The sequence below is a fragment of the Herbiconiux sp. VKM Ac-1786 genome (assembly GCF_015350805.1).
Taxonomy (GTDB): domain Bacteria; phylum Actinomycetota; class Actinomycetes; order Actinomycetales; family Microbacteriaceae; genus Herbiconiux.
The window spans coordinates 1,891,977-1,907,667 of record NZ_JADKSG010000001.1; the positions used below are offsets into that span (position 1 = coordinate 1,891,977).

12 protein-coding genes are annotated in these 15,691 nt (G+C 70.6%); 7 read left to right on the plus strand and 5 right to left on the minus strand.

The window, feature by feature from the left end; translation table 11 throughout:
* Positions 1-18: 18 nt before the first annotated feature.
* Genes ITJ64_RS09285 through ITJ64_RS09295 form a run of 3 tightly spaced genes read right to left on the minus strand, consistent with a single transcriptional unit; the run spans position 19 to position 3,277 of the window.
* Positions 19-1,020 (minus strand): sugar phosphate isomerase/epimerase, encoded by a 1,002-nt coding sequence (locus tag ITJ64_RS09285; RefSeq protein ID WP_194680352.1) that lies wholly within the window; start codon positions 1,018-1,020, stop codon positions 19-21.
* On the minus strand, positions 1,017-2,177 hold the full coding sequence (locus ITJ64_RS09290; RefSeq protein ID WP_194680827.1) for a Gfo/Idh/MocA family protein: 1,161 nt from the start codon (positions 2,175-2,177) through the stop codon (positions 1,017-1,019). The genes ITJ64_RS09285 and ITJ64_RS09290 overlap by 4 nt, the downstream gene beginning before the upstream one ends.
* A 44-nt stretch (positions 2,178-2,221) precedes the next feature.
* On the minus strand, positions 2,222-3,277 hold the full coding sequence (locus ITJ64_RS09295; protein ID WP_194680353.1) for a substrate-binding domain-containing protein: 1,056 nt from the start codon (positions 3,275-3,277) through the stop codon (positions 2,222-2,224).
* Positions 3,278-3,380: 103 nt separating this feature from the next.
* Here ITJ64_RS09295 and ITJ64_RS09300 point away from each other — a divergent pair, with 103 nt between their 5' ends.
* The 3 genes from ITJ64_RS09300 to ITJ64_RS09310 all read left to right on the plus strand — a co-directional run bounded on the left by ITJ64_RS09300 (position 3,381) and on the right by ITJ64_RS09310 (position 6,432).
* Entirely contained in the window at positions 3,381-4,856 is a 1,476-nt protein-coding gene (locus ITJ64_RS09300; protein WP_228507771.1) for a sugar ABC transporter ATP-binding protein, read from the plus strand.
* Positions 4,853-5,908, plus strand: coding sequence for an ABC transporter permease (locus ITJ64_RS09305; RefSeq protein ID WP_194680355.1), 1,056 nt, complete (start codon positions 4,853-4,855; stop codon positions 5,906-5,908). The genes ITJ64_RS09300 and ITJ64_RS09305 overlap by 4 nt, the downstream gene beginning before the upstream one ends.
* A gap of 89 nt (positions 5,909-5,997) precedes the next feature.
* A complete protein-coding gene (locus ITJ64_RS09310; RefSeq protein WP_194680356.1) occupies positions 5,998-6,432 on the plus strand; it encodes a hypothetical protein in 435 nt (144 codons plus the stop codon).
* A 361-nt stretch (positions 6,433-6,793) separates the two neighbouring features.
* Here the strand turns inward: ITJ64_RS09310 and ITJ64_RS09315 are convergent, their stop codons facing one another.
* Positions 6,794-7,183, minus strand: coding sequence for a DUF1304 domain-containing protein (locus ITJ64_RS09315; RefSeq protein WP_194680357.1), 390 nt, complete (start codon positions 7,181-7,183; stop codon positions 6,794-6,796).
* Positions 7,184-7,235: 52 nt separating this feature from the next.
* Between ITJ64_RS09315 and ITJ64_RS09320 the strand changes: the two genes are divergently transcribed.
* On the plus strand, positions 7,236-8,093 hold the full coding sequence (locus ITJ64_RS09320) for an NAD(P)-dependent oxidoreductase (RefSeq protein WP_194680358.1): 858 nt from the start codon (positions 7,236-7,238) through the stop codon (positions 8,091-8,093).
* Positions 8,094-8,120: 27 nt separating this feature from the next.
* Here ITJ64_RS09320 and ITJ64_RS09325 read toward each other — a convergent pair whose 3' ends face one another.
* Positions 8,121-9,590: an amino acid permease gene (locus ITJ64_RS09325; RefSeq protein WP_194680359.1), complete on the minus strand. Its 1,470-nt coding sequence runs from the start codon at positions 9,588-9,590 to the stop codon at positions 8,121-8,123.
* A gap of 122 nt (positions 9,591-9,712) precedes the next feature.
* Here ITJ64_RS09325 and ITJ64_RS09330 point away from each other — a divergent pair, with 122 nt between their 5' ends.
* The 3 genes from ITJ64_RS09330 (at position 9,713) to ITJ64_RS09340 (ending at position 15,646) form a co-directional block, all read left to right on the plus strand.
* A complete protein-coding gene (locus ITJ64_RS09330; RefSeq protein ID WP_194680360.1) occupies positions 9,713-10,294 on the plus strand; it encodes a TetR/AcrR family transcriptional regulator in 582 nt (193 codons plus the stop codon).
* Between the two features lie 61 nt (positions 10,295-10,355).
* Entirely contained in the window at positions 10,356-13,385 is a 3,030-nt protein-coding gene (locus tag ITJ64_RS09335; RefSeq protein ID WP_194680361.1) for an MMPL family transporter, read from the plus strand.
* Entirely contained in the window at positions 13,382-15,646 is a 2,265-nt protein-coding gene (locus ITJ64_RS09340; protein WP_194680362.1) for a YhgE/Pip domain-containing protein, read from the plus strand. Before ITJ64_RS09335 ends, ITJ64_RS09340 begins: the two co-directional genes overlap by 4 nt.
* Positions 15,647-15,691: the final 45 nt, after the last annotated feature.

Sequence of the window (15,691 nt, forward strand, 5' to 3'; positions counted from 1 at the left end):
CCCTCCGCGGGACGCGCCTCAGCGGGTGCTGAAGGCGGCGTCGAACGAGGCGCTCGGCGCCTCGAAGGCCAGCTTCTTCACGAAGCCGAGGGCCTCGGGGGCGCCGACGAGCCGGTCCATGCCGGCGTCCTCCCACTCCACCGAGATGGGCCCGTCGTAGCCGATCGAGTTGAGCGCCCGGAAGCTCTTCTCCCAGGGCACGTCGCCGTGCCCGGTCGAGACGAAGTCCCAGCCGCGCCGCAGGTCGGCCCACGCGAGGTGGGAGCCGAGCCGCCCGTTGCGGCCGTTGCCGGTGTTCATCTTCACGTCCTTGCAGTCCACGTGGTAGATGCGGTCGGCGAACTCGAGGATGAACGACACCGGGTCGAGCTCCTGCCAGACGAAGTGCGACGGGTCCCAGTTCAGGCCGAACGCCTCCCGGTGACCGATGGCCTCCAGGGTGCGCACGGTCGTCCAGTAGTCGTACGCGATCTCGCTCGGGTGCACCTCGTGGGCGAAGCGCACCCCCACCTCGTCGAAGACGTCGAGGATCGGGTTCCACCGGTCGGCGAAGTCCTGGTAGCCCGCGTCGACGAGCTCCTGCGACACGGGCGGGAACATCGCCACGTACTTCCAGATGCTCGACCCGGTGAACCCGACGACGGTCTTCACCCCGAGGGCGGCGGCGAGCCGGGCCGTGTTCTTCATCTCCTCGGCCGCGCGCTGCCGGACGCCCTCCGGGTCGCCGTCGCCCCACACGACGTCGGGGAGGATGTCGCGGTGGCGCGCGTCGATCGGGTCGTCGCACACCGCCTGGCCCTTGAGGTGGTTCGAGATGGCGTGCACCTCGAGCCCGTGCCGTTTCAGCAGCTCGAGCTTGCCGTCGACGTAGCCCGGCTCGTCCCAGCGCCACGGGTCGAGGTGGTCGCCCCAGCAGGCGAGCTCGAGCCCGTCGTAGCCCCAGGAGGCCGCCAGCCGGGCGATTTCCTCGAGCGGCAGGTCGGCCCACTGTCCGGTGAACAGGGTGATCGGTCTGGTCATGCGTACTCCTCCGTCTCGGCCAGCGCCGTCCAGGCGCTGCCGTTCTGCGAGCTCAGTTCCACGGCCTCGAGGGCCCGCTGCACCTGGAGCCCGTCGTCGAACGAGGGCCGGGGCTGCTCGCCCCGCGCGATCGCGTCGACGAGGTCGCGCACCTGGTGCGAGAACCCGTGCTCGTACCCGATCAGGTGACCGCTCGGCCACCAGGCCTCCATGTACGGATGCTCGGGCTCGGTCACCAGGATGGTCGAGAACCCGCGCGTGGCGGGGTCGGCCGTGCCGTCGTAGAACTGCAGGGCGTTCAGGTTCTCGAGGTCGAACGACAGCGCACCGAGCGATCCGGAGACCTCGAAGCGCAGCGCGTTCTTGCGCCCGGTGCTGAACCGGCTCGCCTCGAAGCCGCCGAGCACCCCGTCGTCGAAGCGCCCGGTGAACAGGGCGCGGTCGTCGACCGTGACGGTCGCCGTGCCGACGCCCGCCGTGCCGCTCAGTCCGTGCGACTCGGCGAGCACCGGCCGCTCGGAGACGAGGGTCTCGAGCGTGCCGCTGACCGACACGAGCTGCCTGCCGGTGACGTACTGGGCGAGGTCGATCGCGTGGGCGCCGATGTCGCCGAGCGCCCCGGAGCCGGCCTGCTCCTTGTCGAGCCGCCAGGTGAACGGGGCGAGCGGATCGACCAGCCAGTCCTGCAGGTACGAGACGCTGAGCTGACGCACCGTGCCGATGCGCCCCGCCGCGATCAGATCGCGGGCGAGGGTGGCGGCCGGCACCCGGCGGTAGGTGAAGCCCACCATGGCGAACACGCCCCGGGAGGCGGCGCGGGCGGCGGCGTCCGCCATCGCCCGCGCCTCCTCGACGGAGTTCGCCAGCGGCTTCTCGCAGAGCACGTGCTTGCCCGCCTCGAGCGCGGCGATCGCGATCTCGGCGTGCGACCAGCCCGGCGTGACGATGTCGACCAGGTCGACGTCGTCACGCTCGATCACGCTCCGCCAGTCGTCCGACGACTCCGACCAGCCCCAGCGGGCGGCGGCGCCGGCCGCGCGGCCGGCGTCGCGCCCCACGAGCACGCTCATGCACGGCTCGAGGGGGAGGTCGAAGAAGCGGGGCGCGACGCGCCAGGCCTGGGAGTGGGCCGCGCCCATGAAGCCGTTGCCGACCATGGCGACCCGGAGCGGGGGAGAGGTTCCCGTCACGGCTCCCGCTCCTACGACTCGAACGCGCTGGGCAGGTAGACCTCGACGTTCTCCTTGGTCACCACCGGTGCGTACAGCTGGATCTTGCGGGGGACGGAGGACTCGACGAGGTCGCTCATGCCCTTCTCCTGCACGACCAGACGGGCCAGTGCGATGCCGTCGGCGGCCTGCGTCGAGGGGTAGATGACCGTGGCCTTCAGCACCGTGTCGTCGGCCTGGATCGAGCGCATGACGTTCGCCGAGCCGGCGCCGCCGACCATGAAGAACTCGTCGCGGCCGGCCGCGTCGATCGCGGCGAGCACGCCGACCCCCTGGTCGTCGTCGTGGTTCCAGATGGCGTCGATCTTGGGAGCGGCCGAGAGCAGCTGGGAGGCCGCGGCCTCTCCGCCCTGCACGGTGAAGTCGGCGGCGACGCGGTTGGACACGTCGAGACCGCAGTCGTCGAGTGCGTCGGCGAAGCCCTTGCTGCGTTCCTGCGTCAGCGGCAGGCTGTCGATGCCGGCGATCTCGGCGACCACCGCATCCTTCTTGCCGTCGAGCTGCTCGCAGATGTAGGTGCCGGCGCTGACGCCCATGCCGTAGTTGTCGCCGAGCACGGTGGTGCGGGCGGCGAAGGTGCTGGAGAACTCGCGGTCGACGTTGATGACGGGGATGCCCGCGTTCATCGCCTTGATCGCGACGTCGGTCAGGGCGGCGCCGTCGGTCGGCAGCAGCACGATCGCGTCGACCTTGTCGTTGATGAAGGTCTCGACCTGGCTGATCTGCAGGTTCGCGTCGTTCGTGCCCTCGGCGACGACGAGGTCGACGTCGGAGTACTTCTCGGCCTCGGCGATGGCGGCGGTGTTGATGGCGCCGAGCCAGCCGTGGTCGGCGGCGGGGCCGGAGAAGCCGATGGTGATCGTGTCACCGGTGGCCGCGTTGTCCTCCACCGTGGTGTCGGCGGCCGGTGCGGCCGCTCCGCCCGAGTCGGGGGTGCCTGCGGTGCAGGCGGTGAGCAGCCCCATCACCGCGAGCGTCGCCCCCGACGCCATCGCGATCCGCGGCCAGATCCTGTGTGTTGATTGCATGTCATCCTCCTGGACAGTCGTCGTTGACGATCCACACAGTAGCAGTTATGTTGATGAAGTGATCAAAGTCGACCATGAAACGTCATTACTCGAGGTGAGGGCGTTGACCAAGGCCTTCGCGGGCGTCCGCGCCCTCGATGGCGTGGAGCTGACGGTGCTGCCCGGCGAGGTGCACTGCGTGCTCGGCCAGAACGGCGCGGGCAAGTCCACGCTCATCAAGACGCTCTCGGGGGTGAACCAGCCCGACTCGGGCGAAATCCTCTGGAACGGGGAGGCCGTGACCATCGCCGACCCGGTGGCCGCCATCCAGCTCGGTATCGCCACGATGTACCAGGAGCTCGACGTGGTCGACGGTCTGACGGTGGCCGAGAACATCTTCCTCGGCCACGAGCACGCGCGGGCCGGGGTGACGGAGCGGCGTCGGAGCGCGAAGGAGGCCGCCGGCCTGATGGCGCGGCTCGGGCATCCGCAGATCTCGCCCTCGCGCGAGGTCGGCTCGCTCTCGGCCGCGAACAAGCAGATCGTGAGCATGGCCCGGGCGCTCAGCCACGACGCCAAGCTGATCGTGATGGACGAGCCCTCGGCGGTGCTCGACTCGGAAGAGGTGAAGAACCTCTTCCGGGTGGTGCGCGAGCTGACCGCGGCCGGCATCGCGGTGATCTACATCTCGCACCGGCTCGAGGAGATCCGGGAGATCGGCGACCGCATCACCGTGATCAAAGACGGGCGCACGATGGCGACCTCGTTGCCGGTGGCGAGCACGCCGACCGCCGAGCTGATCACGCTGATGACCGGGCGCACCGTGGAGAACGTCTTCCCGCCGGCACCCGGGGTGCCCGCGGAGGCGCCCGTGGTGCTGTCGGTGCAGGGTCTCGGGCTCGCGGGCGTCTTCGCCGACGTGAGCTTCGAGGTGCGGGCCGGCGAGATCGTGGGGCTCGCCGGCCTGGTGGGGTCGGGCCGCTCGGAGATCGTCGAGACGCTGTACGGGGCGCGCAAGGCCACCGACGGCACCGTCGAGGTCGACGGGCGGCGGCTGCCCGCCGGATCGGTGCGGGCCGGGGTGCACGCGGGCATGGGGCTCTCGCCCGAGGAGCGCAAGAGCCAGGGGCTCATCCTCGACGAGCCCGTCTACCGCAACGTCACGCTCGCCAGCTTCACCCGCTGGGCCAAGCTCGGGTTCCTCGACGAGCGGTCAGAGCGCCGCATCGCCCGGGAGCAGCTCGACGCCCTCGAACTCCGGCCGGCCGACCCCGACCGCCCGGCCCGCACCCTCTCGGGCGGCAACCAGCAGAAGCTGCTGCTCGCCCGCTGGCTCGTGCACGGCACGCGCATCCTGCTGCTCGACGAGCCCACCCGGGGCGTCGACGTGGGGGCGCGCGCCGAGATCTACGCCCTGATCCGCCGCCTGGCGGAGAAGGGCACCGCCATCGTCGTCATCTCCAGTGAGATCGACGAGGTGCTCGGTCTCTCCGACCGGGTGCTCGTCGTGGCCGAGGGCCGCGTCATCCACACCAGCCGAGCCGACGACATCGACGAGCACCGCGTGCTCGATCTCGTGATGAAAGGAACCGCCGCATGAGCGAGCAGAACTCCGCCGCCACCCTCGCCGGGCCGGCGCCGACCGGAGGCCAGACGCCTGCCGACAAGACCCCGAACGCGATCTCGCGGATGCTTGGGGGGTCGGCCGGGCGCAGCCTCGGCCTCGTCATCGCCCTGCTGGCGCTGTTCGTGGTGGGCACGATCACGGCGGGCGACCGCTTCGCCAGCTTCGAGAACGTGCTGACGATCATCCGCTTCGCCTCGATCATCGGGGTGATCAGCATCGGCATGACCTTCGTGATCACGGCGGGCGGCATCGACCTCTCGGTCGGCTCGGTGATGGGCCTCGCGACGGTCGTGGCCACGCTGTCGTGGGTGCAGGACTTCGCGACCTCGACCAGCTGGATCGTGATGGTGATCGTGGCGCTCGCCGTGGGCGCCGGGGCGGGGCTGATCAACGGGATCGTGATCGCCTACGGCAACGTGGTGGCGTTCATCGCGACCCTCGCGATGCTCGTGGCCGCCCGGGGTCTCGCCGAGGTGCTGGCGAACCGCACCACGCAGATCGTGAAGGAGCAGGGCTTCCTCTCGGCGATGCGCGGTGACCTGATCGGGGTGCCGATCCTGATCTGGATCTTCGTGATCGTCGTGATCGCCGGCTGGTTCCTGCTGAACCGCACCACCTTCGGGCGGCGCACGGTCGCGATCGGTGGCAACCTCGAGGCCGCACGGCTGGCGGGCATCAAGGTGAAGCGCCACATCATGTACGTCTACGTGCTCGCCGGGCTCACCGCGGGCATCGCGGCCGTGATGATGCTGGCCCGCACGACGGCCGGCACCTCGACGCACGGCACGCTCTACGAGCTCGACGCCATCGCGGCGGTCGTCGTCGGCGGCACGCTGCTCGTGGGTGGTCGCGGCACGATCATGGGCACCGTGCTCGGCGTCCTGATCTTCTCGACGCTGACGAACGTGTTCACGCAGAACAACCTGTCGACGTCGGTGCAGGCCATCGCGAAGGGCGCGATCATCGTGGCGGCGGTCATGCTGCAGCAGCGCCTCGCGAACCGCAGCCGCTCGCGCAAACCGTAGCTCTCCACGAGATCGCCGCCGAACTGTGCGGCGATTCCGTGGGGCGTGCGGTTTCGGCCCGGCAGGTGCGGCTCGCCGGGGAGGTCGGGGTGCAGTCACGCAGCGAGCTCGGCGACGAGGGGCTGAACCGGTCGCAGAACTTCACCAGCCCGGTCGCGCTCGTCGCGAAGGTCGCCGGGGCGTCGGCGCGAGCGTGCAAGGCGCGGCTCGAGCTCGGGCGGAAACTGCGGGGTGCGGTGCTTCTGGGTGGGGGCGAGGGGCTGGCGCCGTTCCCGGTAGTGGCCCGCGTGCTCGATCAGGGCGTGCTCGGGGTGGAGGCGGCGACCACGATCGTGAACCAGTGTGGAGTGCTCGCCGACCGCGGATGCTCACCCGACGTCGTGGCCCTCGCCGAGGAGACCCTCGTCGATCAGACCATTTCGTGTCGGCTCACCGCGTATGTGACCGTCAAGGCGGCCAGCCACCTGCGCGAAGATGCAGAATCGAGCGTCAGCAGCCCGCGACGGCGGCTGCGTGTGGCCTAGCTGCGACCGGTCTTTCTCGTACTGCGAGACACATCATGCGAACGAGTGGGTTTCGGACGATCATCCGCCTGGCCGCACTGATATCGACAATGGCGTTCTTCTCTGCCACTTCCACCACTCCCACCTGCACAAATCACCATGGAAACTGACCATGCACGATGGGTGCCTCATCTCATTCCGGCGCGGTGGGTCGATACGGAGCAGAAGCCGATTCCGACCACCCGGCGTCGCACCATCCAGTGACCCGCCGCCTAGCCGGCCACCGCATCCGTGGGCAAGCGCGAAGCGCGCGGCAGCAGACGGGCTGCCGCGCGCTGACGCGCTTGCCCGAGATGGGTATGGCTGGGTCGGAGAGGTGGGGCTAGGCCACCAGGGCGATGACGAGGGTGACGACGCCGATGAGGGGCGCGATGCCCTGGATCGACGCGGGCCGCAGGTTGCGGCGGCCGGTCGAGATGAGCACCGCGGCCGCCAGCACCATCGACAGCCCCGCGAAGAGCGCGATCGCCGCGCCCGCCGGCACCGCCCCCGCCCAGTACAGGATGACGCCGAGCACGACCCCGACCGCGAGGAACAGGTTGTAGAAGCCCTGGTTGTAGGCCATCGGCGCCGTGGTGTCGGCATCGGCCTGCGAGGCGAGGCCGAAGATCTTCCAGGTGGCCGGGTGCCGCCAGCGCAGACTCTCCAGCACGAAGATGTAGACGTGGACGAGCCCCGCCAGAACGAGGAAGACGGATGCGACGACGGCCATGCGGTCAGCTTAGGGTTGGAACCGGCATCCGTCTGCTCATGAAGGAGAGAACATGACCCGAGTCGTCGTCACCGGAGGCAGTGGGAAGCTGGGCCGCGCGGTCGTCACGCACCTGCTCGACAGCGGCTACGAGGTCGTGAACCTCGACCAACGGCCGGGTTCCGACGACCGCGCCCTGTTCGTTCAGACCGATCTGACCGACTACGGCCAGGTGCTGCAGTGCCTCACCAGCGTCGACGATCGCTACGACGGGGTGGATGCGCTCGTGCACCTCGCCGCGATCCCGGCGCCGGGGCTCCGGCCCAACTCGGCCACCTTCGCCAACAACGTGCCGGCGAGCTACAACGTCTTCGCCGCCGCGAAGGCCGCCGGCATCGACAACGTCGTCTGGGCCTCGAGCGAGACTGTGCTCGGCCTGCCCTTCCTCGAGAACCCGCCGCCCTACTTCCCCGTCGACGAGGAGTACCCCGTGCGCCCGTCGACCACCTACTCGCTCGGCAAGGCCGTCGAGGAGGAGATGGCGCGGCACTTCACGCGCTGGAACCCGAACCTCAAGCTGATCGGCCTGCGCTTCTCGAACGTGATGGACGTCGAGGACTACGCCGCCTTCCCCGCCTTCGAAAAGACCCCCGAGAGCCGGTCCTGGAACTCCTGGGGCTACATCGACGCCCGTGACGGCGCCCAGGCCGTGCGGCTCGCGCTCGAGAGCACCCTCACCGGCTTCGAAGCCTTCATCATCGCCGCCGCCGACACCGTCATGACGACGCCCTCGGCCGAGCTCGCCGAGCGCTACTTCCCCGAGGTGCCGTTCACCCGCGAGGTCACCGGCACCGAGACGCTGCTGGGCATCGACAAGGCCCGCCGCATGCTCTGGTTCGAGCCGCAGCACTCCTGGCGCGACCACGCCTGACCGGCCTGATAGGGCCGCGCCGGCGCCTCACTCCTTCGGTCGGTTCGCCACCGTCGGGTAGGCGCCGGTGTACCCGTCGCGCTCCTTCGCGATCGCGAGGATCCGGTCGCGGTAGACGTACCAGCCCACGATCAGCAGCGGCACGATGATCACGAGCGACGCGATCGTGAAGGTGCCCGCCGGGTAGTCGAACGCCATCAGCACGAGCACCGCGACGAGGAACACCAGCGTCAGGTACGAGGTGAACGGCGCCCCGAACAGCCGGAACTTCGGCCGTGTGTACAGACCCTGGTCGGTCAGCTTCTTGAACTTCATCTGGCAGAGCACGATGGTGCCCCAGCTCGACACGATGCCGAGCGCCGAGACGTTCAGCACGATCTCGAACGCCTGCGCCGGCACCACGAAGTTGAGGCCGACGCCGAGCAGCGCGACCGCCGAGGTGAGCAGGATGCCGCCGAACGGCACGCCGCGCTTGCTGATCCGGCCGGTGAACTTCGGGGCGGCACCCGCCGTCGACATCGAGTGCAGGATGCGCCCGGTCGAGTACAGGCCGGCATTCAGACTCGACAGGGCCGCCGTGAGCACCACGAAGTTCATCGCCGACCCGGCGATCGCGGCCACCGTCGGATCGCCGATGCTGGAGAAGAAGGTGACGAACGGGCTCTCGGTGCCCGAGTAGCTCGAGGCGGGCAGCAGCAGGGCGAGCAGCAGCACCGAGCCGCAGTAGAACACCGCGATGCGGAAGACGACGCTGTTGATGGCCCGCGGCATGATCTTCTCGGGGTTCGCCGTCTCGCCGGCGGCCGTGCCGACGAGCTCGACGCCGGCGTAGGCGAACACCACGCCCTGGATCATCACGACCGCCACCACGAGGGTGTTGATGCCGTCGGGGAACAGCCCGCCCTCGGCGACGACCATCGGGATGCCCGTGACGCCCTGGTCGGTGGGGAACGCGAAGGCGAGGAACACGACGCCGATGATCAGGAAGGCCACGAGCGCGGTGACCTTGATCAGCGCGAACCAGAACTCCATCTCGCCGAACACCTTCACCGAGATCATGTTCGCCCCGAGCACGATCGCCAGAGCGATCAGGGCCAGCAGCCACTGCGGCACGTCGGTGAACAGGCTCCAGTACTGCACGTAGACGGCGACCGCCGTGGAGTCGACGATCGCGGTCATCGCCCAGTTGAGGAAGTACAGCCAGCCGGAGACGTACGCGGCCTTCTCGCCGTAGAACTCGCGGGCGTAGCTGACGAACGACCCCGACGACGGCCGGTGCAGCACCAGCTCGCCGAGCGCGCGCAGGATGAGGAAGGCGAAGAAGCCGCAGACGGCGTAGTCGATGACCAGCAGCGGCCCCGCCTCGTGCAGGCGGCCGCCCGCGCCGAGGAAGAGTCCCGTGCCGATCGCGCCGCCGATGGCGATCATCTGGAGCTGACGCGGCTTCAGCGTCTTGTGGTACCCCGCCTGCTCGTCGGCGAATCGCTCGTTGCTCATGGCATGACGCTAGTGCTGTCAAGGCCCTCCGTCATCCCGCCGCGGGGGCGAAGCTGGAAGGAGACCGTCAATCTGACCGATCGTGCAGGCGCTGACCGATCGGTCAGGATACTCTCGAGATCATGCCCATCCAGCCCATCGCCCGCGTCCAGAACGACGTCGGCGCCGAGCTGCGCGGCATCGCCTTGCAGATGTTCGCCGAGAACGGCTACGCCGGCACGAGCCTGCAGCAGATCGCCGACGCGGCGGGCTACTCGAAGTCGAGCGTGCTCTACCACTTCGGCTCGAAGGAGTCGCTCTTCGACGCCGCCCTGCGGCCTGCCGTCGAGCAGTTGTCCCTGTTCCTCGACTCCATCGTCGAGAAGCTGACGGCCGACGACCGCCGCGACGGCTTCGTCACCGAGTTCATCGACCTGCTGCTCGAGCACCGCCTCGCGGCGCACATCATCATCAACCAGGGGCAGACCCTGTCCGACATCGTCGTGGTCGACGAGGCTCGCGGCCTGATCGACCGCATCGGCGAGTCGTTCATGGTCGGTCTGCCCACCCCGGCGCAGCGCATCCGTCTGGGTGTCGCCCTCGCCGGAGCCGCGTACGTGATGGTCGCCTCGCGACCGAGCGTCGCCGAGATCGAAGACGTCGCCGAGGTCAGGGAGGCCCTCATCGACGTCGTCACCGAGCTCATCACCCCGCTGTCCCGCTGACCCCACCTGCTGCACCCGCCGCACCGCTTCACACCGACCCGCTGACCCGAGGAGCCCTCCCGTGGCAACACTGCTCTACCGCATCGGCCGCTTCGCCTACCGTCGCGCCTGGTACGTCGTGATCGGCTGGGTGCTCGTGCTCGGCGCGATCCTCGGCGGCGGTCTCGCCCTCGGCGGACAGACCCAGGAGAGCTTCACGATCCCGGGCACCGAGTCGCAGCAGGCGATCGACAAGCTCGACAGCCTCTTCCCGCAGGCGGCGGGAGCCGGCGCGACGATGGTGGTCTCCGCGCCCGACGGCCAGAACGTGAACGACGACCCGGTGAAGCAGGAGATCTCCGACGTCGCCGACGGCATCACCGACCTCGACCAGGTCGCGAGCGTCGTCTCGCCCTACTCCGAGTACGCCACCGACGCGATCTCCGAGGACGGCACGACCGCACTGATCAAGGTGCAGTTCGACGGGCCGGCGACCGACGTGAAGGACTCGTCGCTCGACGCCCTCGAGGACGCGGGGCAGAAGCTCGTCGACGAGGGCCTGACCGTCTCGTACACGGGCGAGGTGTTCCAGTCGACCGGGTTCGGCCTCACCATCACCGAGGTGTTCGGCGTCGTGTTCGCCTTCGTCGTGCTGCTGGTCACCTTCGGCTCGCTGCTGACGGCCGGCCTCCCGCTGCTCTCGGCGCTGATCGGCGTGGGCGTCGCCATGGGCGGCATCACGCTCGCCGCGGCCTTCACCACCGTGTCGAGCACCGCGCCGACGCTGGCGGTGATGATCGGGCTGGCGGTCGGAATCGACTACGCCCTGTTCATCCTGTCCCGGCACAGGACACAGCTCGCCCTCGGGATGGATCCCGAGGAGTCGGCCGCGCGCTCCGTCGCGACCGCCGGCGCCGCCGTCGTGTTCGCGGGCCTGACCGTCATCATCGCGCTGCTCGGCCTGCTGGTCGTCGGCATCCCGTTCCTGTCGGTGATGGGTGTCGCGGCCGCGTTCGCCGTGCTCGCGGCGGTCTGCATCGCCATGACGCTGCTCCCGGCCATCATGGGCATCGCCCGCGGCAAGCTGGTGCCGAAGGCGGGATCGCGGGCGGCGCGGCGGGCGATCGCCGCGAACGAGCACGCCGACGAGCCGGCGGAGGGCCGCGCATCCGGAGCCCCCTCCTCGAACAGCTCGGGTGACGCCCCCGCGGCGGCACCGGCGGCCAAGCGCGCCAAGCCCTCGCTCGGCGGGCGCTGGGTGGCGCTCGTGATGAAGGCGCCGATCGTGTTCATCGTGCTCGTCGTGGGCCTGCTCGGCGCCGCGTCGATCCCGGCCGCGAGCCTCGACCTGAACCTGCCGACCGCGGCCTCGCAGCCCGAGGGCTCGACCACCCGCACGGCCTACGACACCATCGCCGACAAGTTCGGCGAGGGCAGCAACGGCACCGTCGTCGTGGTGGCCGACATCACGCAGACCACCGACATCCAGAACGACCTCGCGGGCATCCGCTCGGATCTCGAGGCCGTCGACGGTGTCGCCTCGGTGGGCCAGGGCCTGCCCGACGAGACGCTCGACACCGCGATCTTCCAGGTGGTGCCGACGACCGCGCCCGACTCGCCCGAGACCAAGGAGCTCGTGCAGCGGCTGCGCGACCTGAAGGGCGAGATCGAGGATCAGTACGACGTGCCGATCACGGTGAGCGGCCAGACCGCCGTCGCGATCGACGTGTCGACGCAGCTGACCAATGCGCTGCTGCCGTTCGGAGTGCTCGTGGTGGGGCTGTCGATCATCCTGCTCGCGATGGTGTTCCGCTCGATCGCGGTGCCGATCAAGGCGGCCCTCGGCTTCCTGCTCACCGTCGGGGCGTCGTTCGGCGTCACGGTCGCGGTGTTCCAGGACGGCTTCGCGGCCGACCTGCTGAACGTGCACACGACCGGGCCGATCATCAGCTTCCTGCCGATCCTCCTGATGGCCATCCTGTTCGGGCTCGCCATGGACTACGAGGTGTTCCTCGTCTCGGGCATGCGCGAGGAGTTCGTCAAGACGGGGGATGCCCGCCGGGCCGTGCGCATCGGCTTCCAGAACGGGGCGCGCGTCGTCACCGCGGCCGCGCTGATCATGTTCTTCGTCTTCTTCGCCTTCGTGCCCGAGGGGGAGGGGCCGATCAAGGCCATCGCCCTGGCGCTCGCGGTCGGCGTCTTCGTCGACGCGTTCCTCGTGCGCATGACGCTCGTGCCGGCCGTGATGACCCTGCTGGGCCGGCACGCCTGGTACCTGCCGAAGTGGCTCGGCCGCATCCTGCCGAACGTCGACGTCGAGGGCGAGAGCCTGCGCGAGCACCTCGACGAGGCGTCCTGGGCCTCGACGCAGTCGGCCGCGATCGACGCCTCGTCGCTGGAGATCGACGGGGCCGGCGGCCCGCACACCTTCTCGGTCGAGGCCGGCAGCCTCACCGTCGTCACCGGCGACACCGCCGCGCGGCGCCTGGTCGGTGCGGCGATCGCCGGACGCATCGCCCCCTCGGGCGGCCGGCTGCAGGTGCTCGGCCACGGCCTGCCCTCCGAGAACGGCGACGTCGCGCGCCGGGTGACGCTGGTCGACCTCGACTCGCGCCGGCTCGACTCCACGGTGAGCGTCGGCGACGCGCTGAACGAGCGGGTCGCGCTCGGCTCCCCCTGGTTCCGGCGCGACAAGCACGCGGCCTCCCGCCTCGTCGGGCGGGTCAACTCGTCGCTCGCGGCGGTCGGCGGCGAGGTGCCGATCGACGTGCACCGCACGCTCGGCGAGCTGTCGCCGCTGGCGCTCTCGCTCGTCACTGTCGCTCTCGGCGTGGCCGACGGTGCGCCGCTCGTGGTGGTCGATGCGGGTGACGGCGAGTTCGCGCATCCGTCGGGCACCGCCTTCGTGGCCGCCGTCGCGGGCATCGCCGACCCGGGCACCACCCTGCTGCTCGGCCTCTCGGCGGCCCCCGCCGCGCACGCCTCGAGTGTCGGCACGGCCCTCGGCGACCGGATGCTCGGCCGCATCGACCTGGCCACACCGCCCTCCCCCTCCTCCCTCGGCACCGCCTCCGCGAACCCGGCCTCGGCCGCGAAAGGACTCTCGCGATGAGCACCTCGACCTCCACTCCCACCCCGCGCTCGAAGCGGCGCACGCGCCTCGCCCTGATCGTGCTCGCGGCCGTCGCGGTGGCGCTCACCCCGCTCGCGGTCAACGGACTGTTCGCGGGAGCCCTCTCGAACGCCGACACGAACCTCACGCAGGTGCCGGCCGCGATCGTGAACAACGACAAGCTGGTCACGACCACCGCCGCCGACGGCACCCAGTCGGTGAACTTCGCCGGGCGCGGGCTCGTCACCGAGCTCACCGGGCCGGGCGAGAGCGGCTTCGGCTGGGAGCTGACCAACTCGGAGCAGGCGGAGGAGGGGCTGAAGGACGGCACCTACTACGCGGTGCTGACGATCCCCGAGGACTTCTCGGCCACGCTGAACACCCTCGCGACGCCCGACCCGAAGTCCGGGCTGATCGACATCCAGACCGACGACGCGCACGGGTACCTCTCGGGCATCCTCGCCTCGACCGTCGCGTCGGCGGTGCAGGCCGGCTTCGGCCAGACCGTCACGGCGCAGGTCGTGAACGGCGTCTACACGAGCTTCGGCACGCTGGGCACGAGCCTCTCCGACGCCGCCTCCGGCGCCTCCCAGCTCGGCACGGGCGCCGACGGCCTCGCCACCGGCGCCACCCAGCTCGCCGACGGCCTGAACACGATCTCCACGGGTGCGGCGGCGGCGGTGCCCGGTGCGTCCCAGCTCGCGGACGGCCTGACGGAGCTCTCCGCGGGTGCGTCGTCGACCTCGACCGGAGCGGCCGCGCTGGCTGCCGGACTGCCGCAGCTGAGCTCGGGCGTGACCGCGTCGGCCGCGGGTGCGGCCCAGGTCGCGGGCGGTGTGGGCGGACTGGCTTCGGGCGCGGCGGAGTTCTCGACCGGCGTCGACACCTACACCGGGGCGGTCGACCAGTTCGCCGGTGGCGTGGGCCAGCTGGGTCCGGCCTCCGACGGGATCCGGCAGCTCATCGCCGGCATCCCCGCGTACACCGACGGCGTCTCCCAGTCGGCCGTCGGTGCCCAGGCGCTCTCGGACGCCATCGCGGCCGACCCGACCGCCCCTGACGAGCTCAAGGCCGCCGCAGCCCAGCTCGCCTCGGGCCTCGGCACACTCTCCGAGAACGGCACGCTGCTCGCGGGCGGCGCGGCGCAGCTCGCTCCCGTGCCCGACGCCCTCGACGCGCTCGTCGACGCGGGCCCGCAGCTCACGGCCGGCAGCCAGCCCCTGCGCGACGGCGCGAAGCAGCTCTCGGACGGACTGGGCCAGGTCGCGCCCGGCGCCGCCCAGGTGAGCGGGGGTCTCGCCACCATCGCGCCGAACCTCGCCACGGTGTCGGACGGGGTGGTCGAGCTCTCTGGCGGCCTCGGAAGCCTCGCGAGTGGGCTGGCGCAGACGGCGCCGGGAGCCGGCGCGCTGGCCACCGGGGTCGAGCAGCTGTCGGACGGGGTCGCGCAGACCGTGCCCGGGGCCGAGCAGCTCGCCAGCGGGGCGACGCAGCTGGGCGACGGGGCCGAGGAGCTGTCGAGCGGGCTGTCCACCGGCGCCGACCAGTTGAACGCGCAGGCGCCGAGCGACTCGGAGGCGGCCGCGAAGGTCGCCGCGACGCCCGTGGACGTCGACGTGTCGACCGCGAACCAGGTCAACAGCATCGGGCAGGTCGTGTCGACCATCCTGCTGCCGACCGCCCTGTGGATCGGAGCGCTCGCCCTGTTCCTCTGGCTGCGGCCGTTCTCGCGGCAGGTGCTGGCCTCGTCGGTGCCGACCGGGCGCCTGACCCGCCGCACCTTCTCCATCGCCGGTGGCCTCGCCGCCGCCCAGACGCTGATCGTGGTGCTGTTCATCCACATCGCCCTCGGTGTCGAGTGGGCGTCGTTCCCGGCCACCCTCGGGTTCTCGCTCCTGGTCGCGCTCGCCTTCACGGCCTTCCACCAGCTGCTGAGCACCGCCTTCGGCCGTATCGGCTCGGTGATCTCGCTCGTGCTGCTGGCCCTGCAGCTGGCATCGACGGGCGGGCTGTACCCGGTCGAGATCCTCTCGGCGCCGTTCCAGGCGATCAGCGCGGTCACGCCGCTGAGCTACGCGGTGGCGGGCATCCAGGCGATCCTCACCGGGGGCTCGGCGGGCACCGTGCTCTCGGCCGCGGTGGTCATGGTCGTGATGCTGCTGCTCAGCCTCGCGCTCTCGCAGGCGGCCCTCGCCCGGCGCCGGCGACCCGACACGATCGGCTGGACCGTGCCGCAGCGCGCCCGGCCGGCCACCGCGTAGCGCCGGCTCGCGCATCCGCCCGCCCTGCCCCCACCCCGGGGAGCG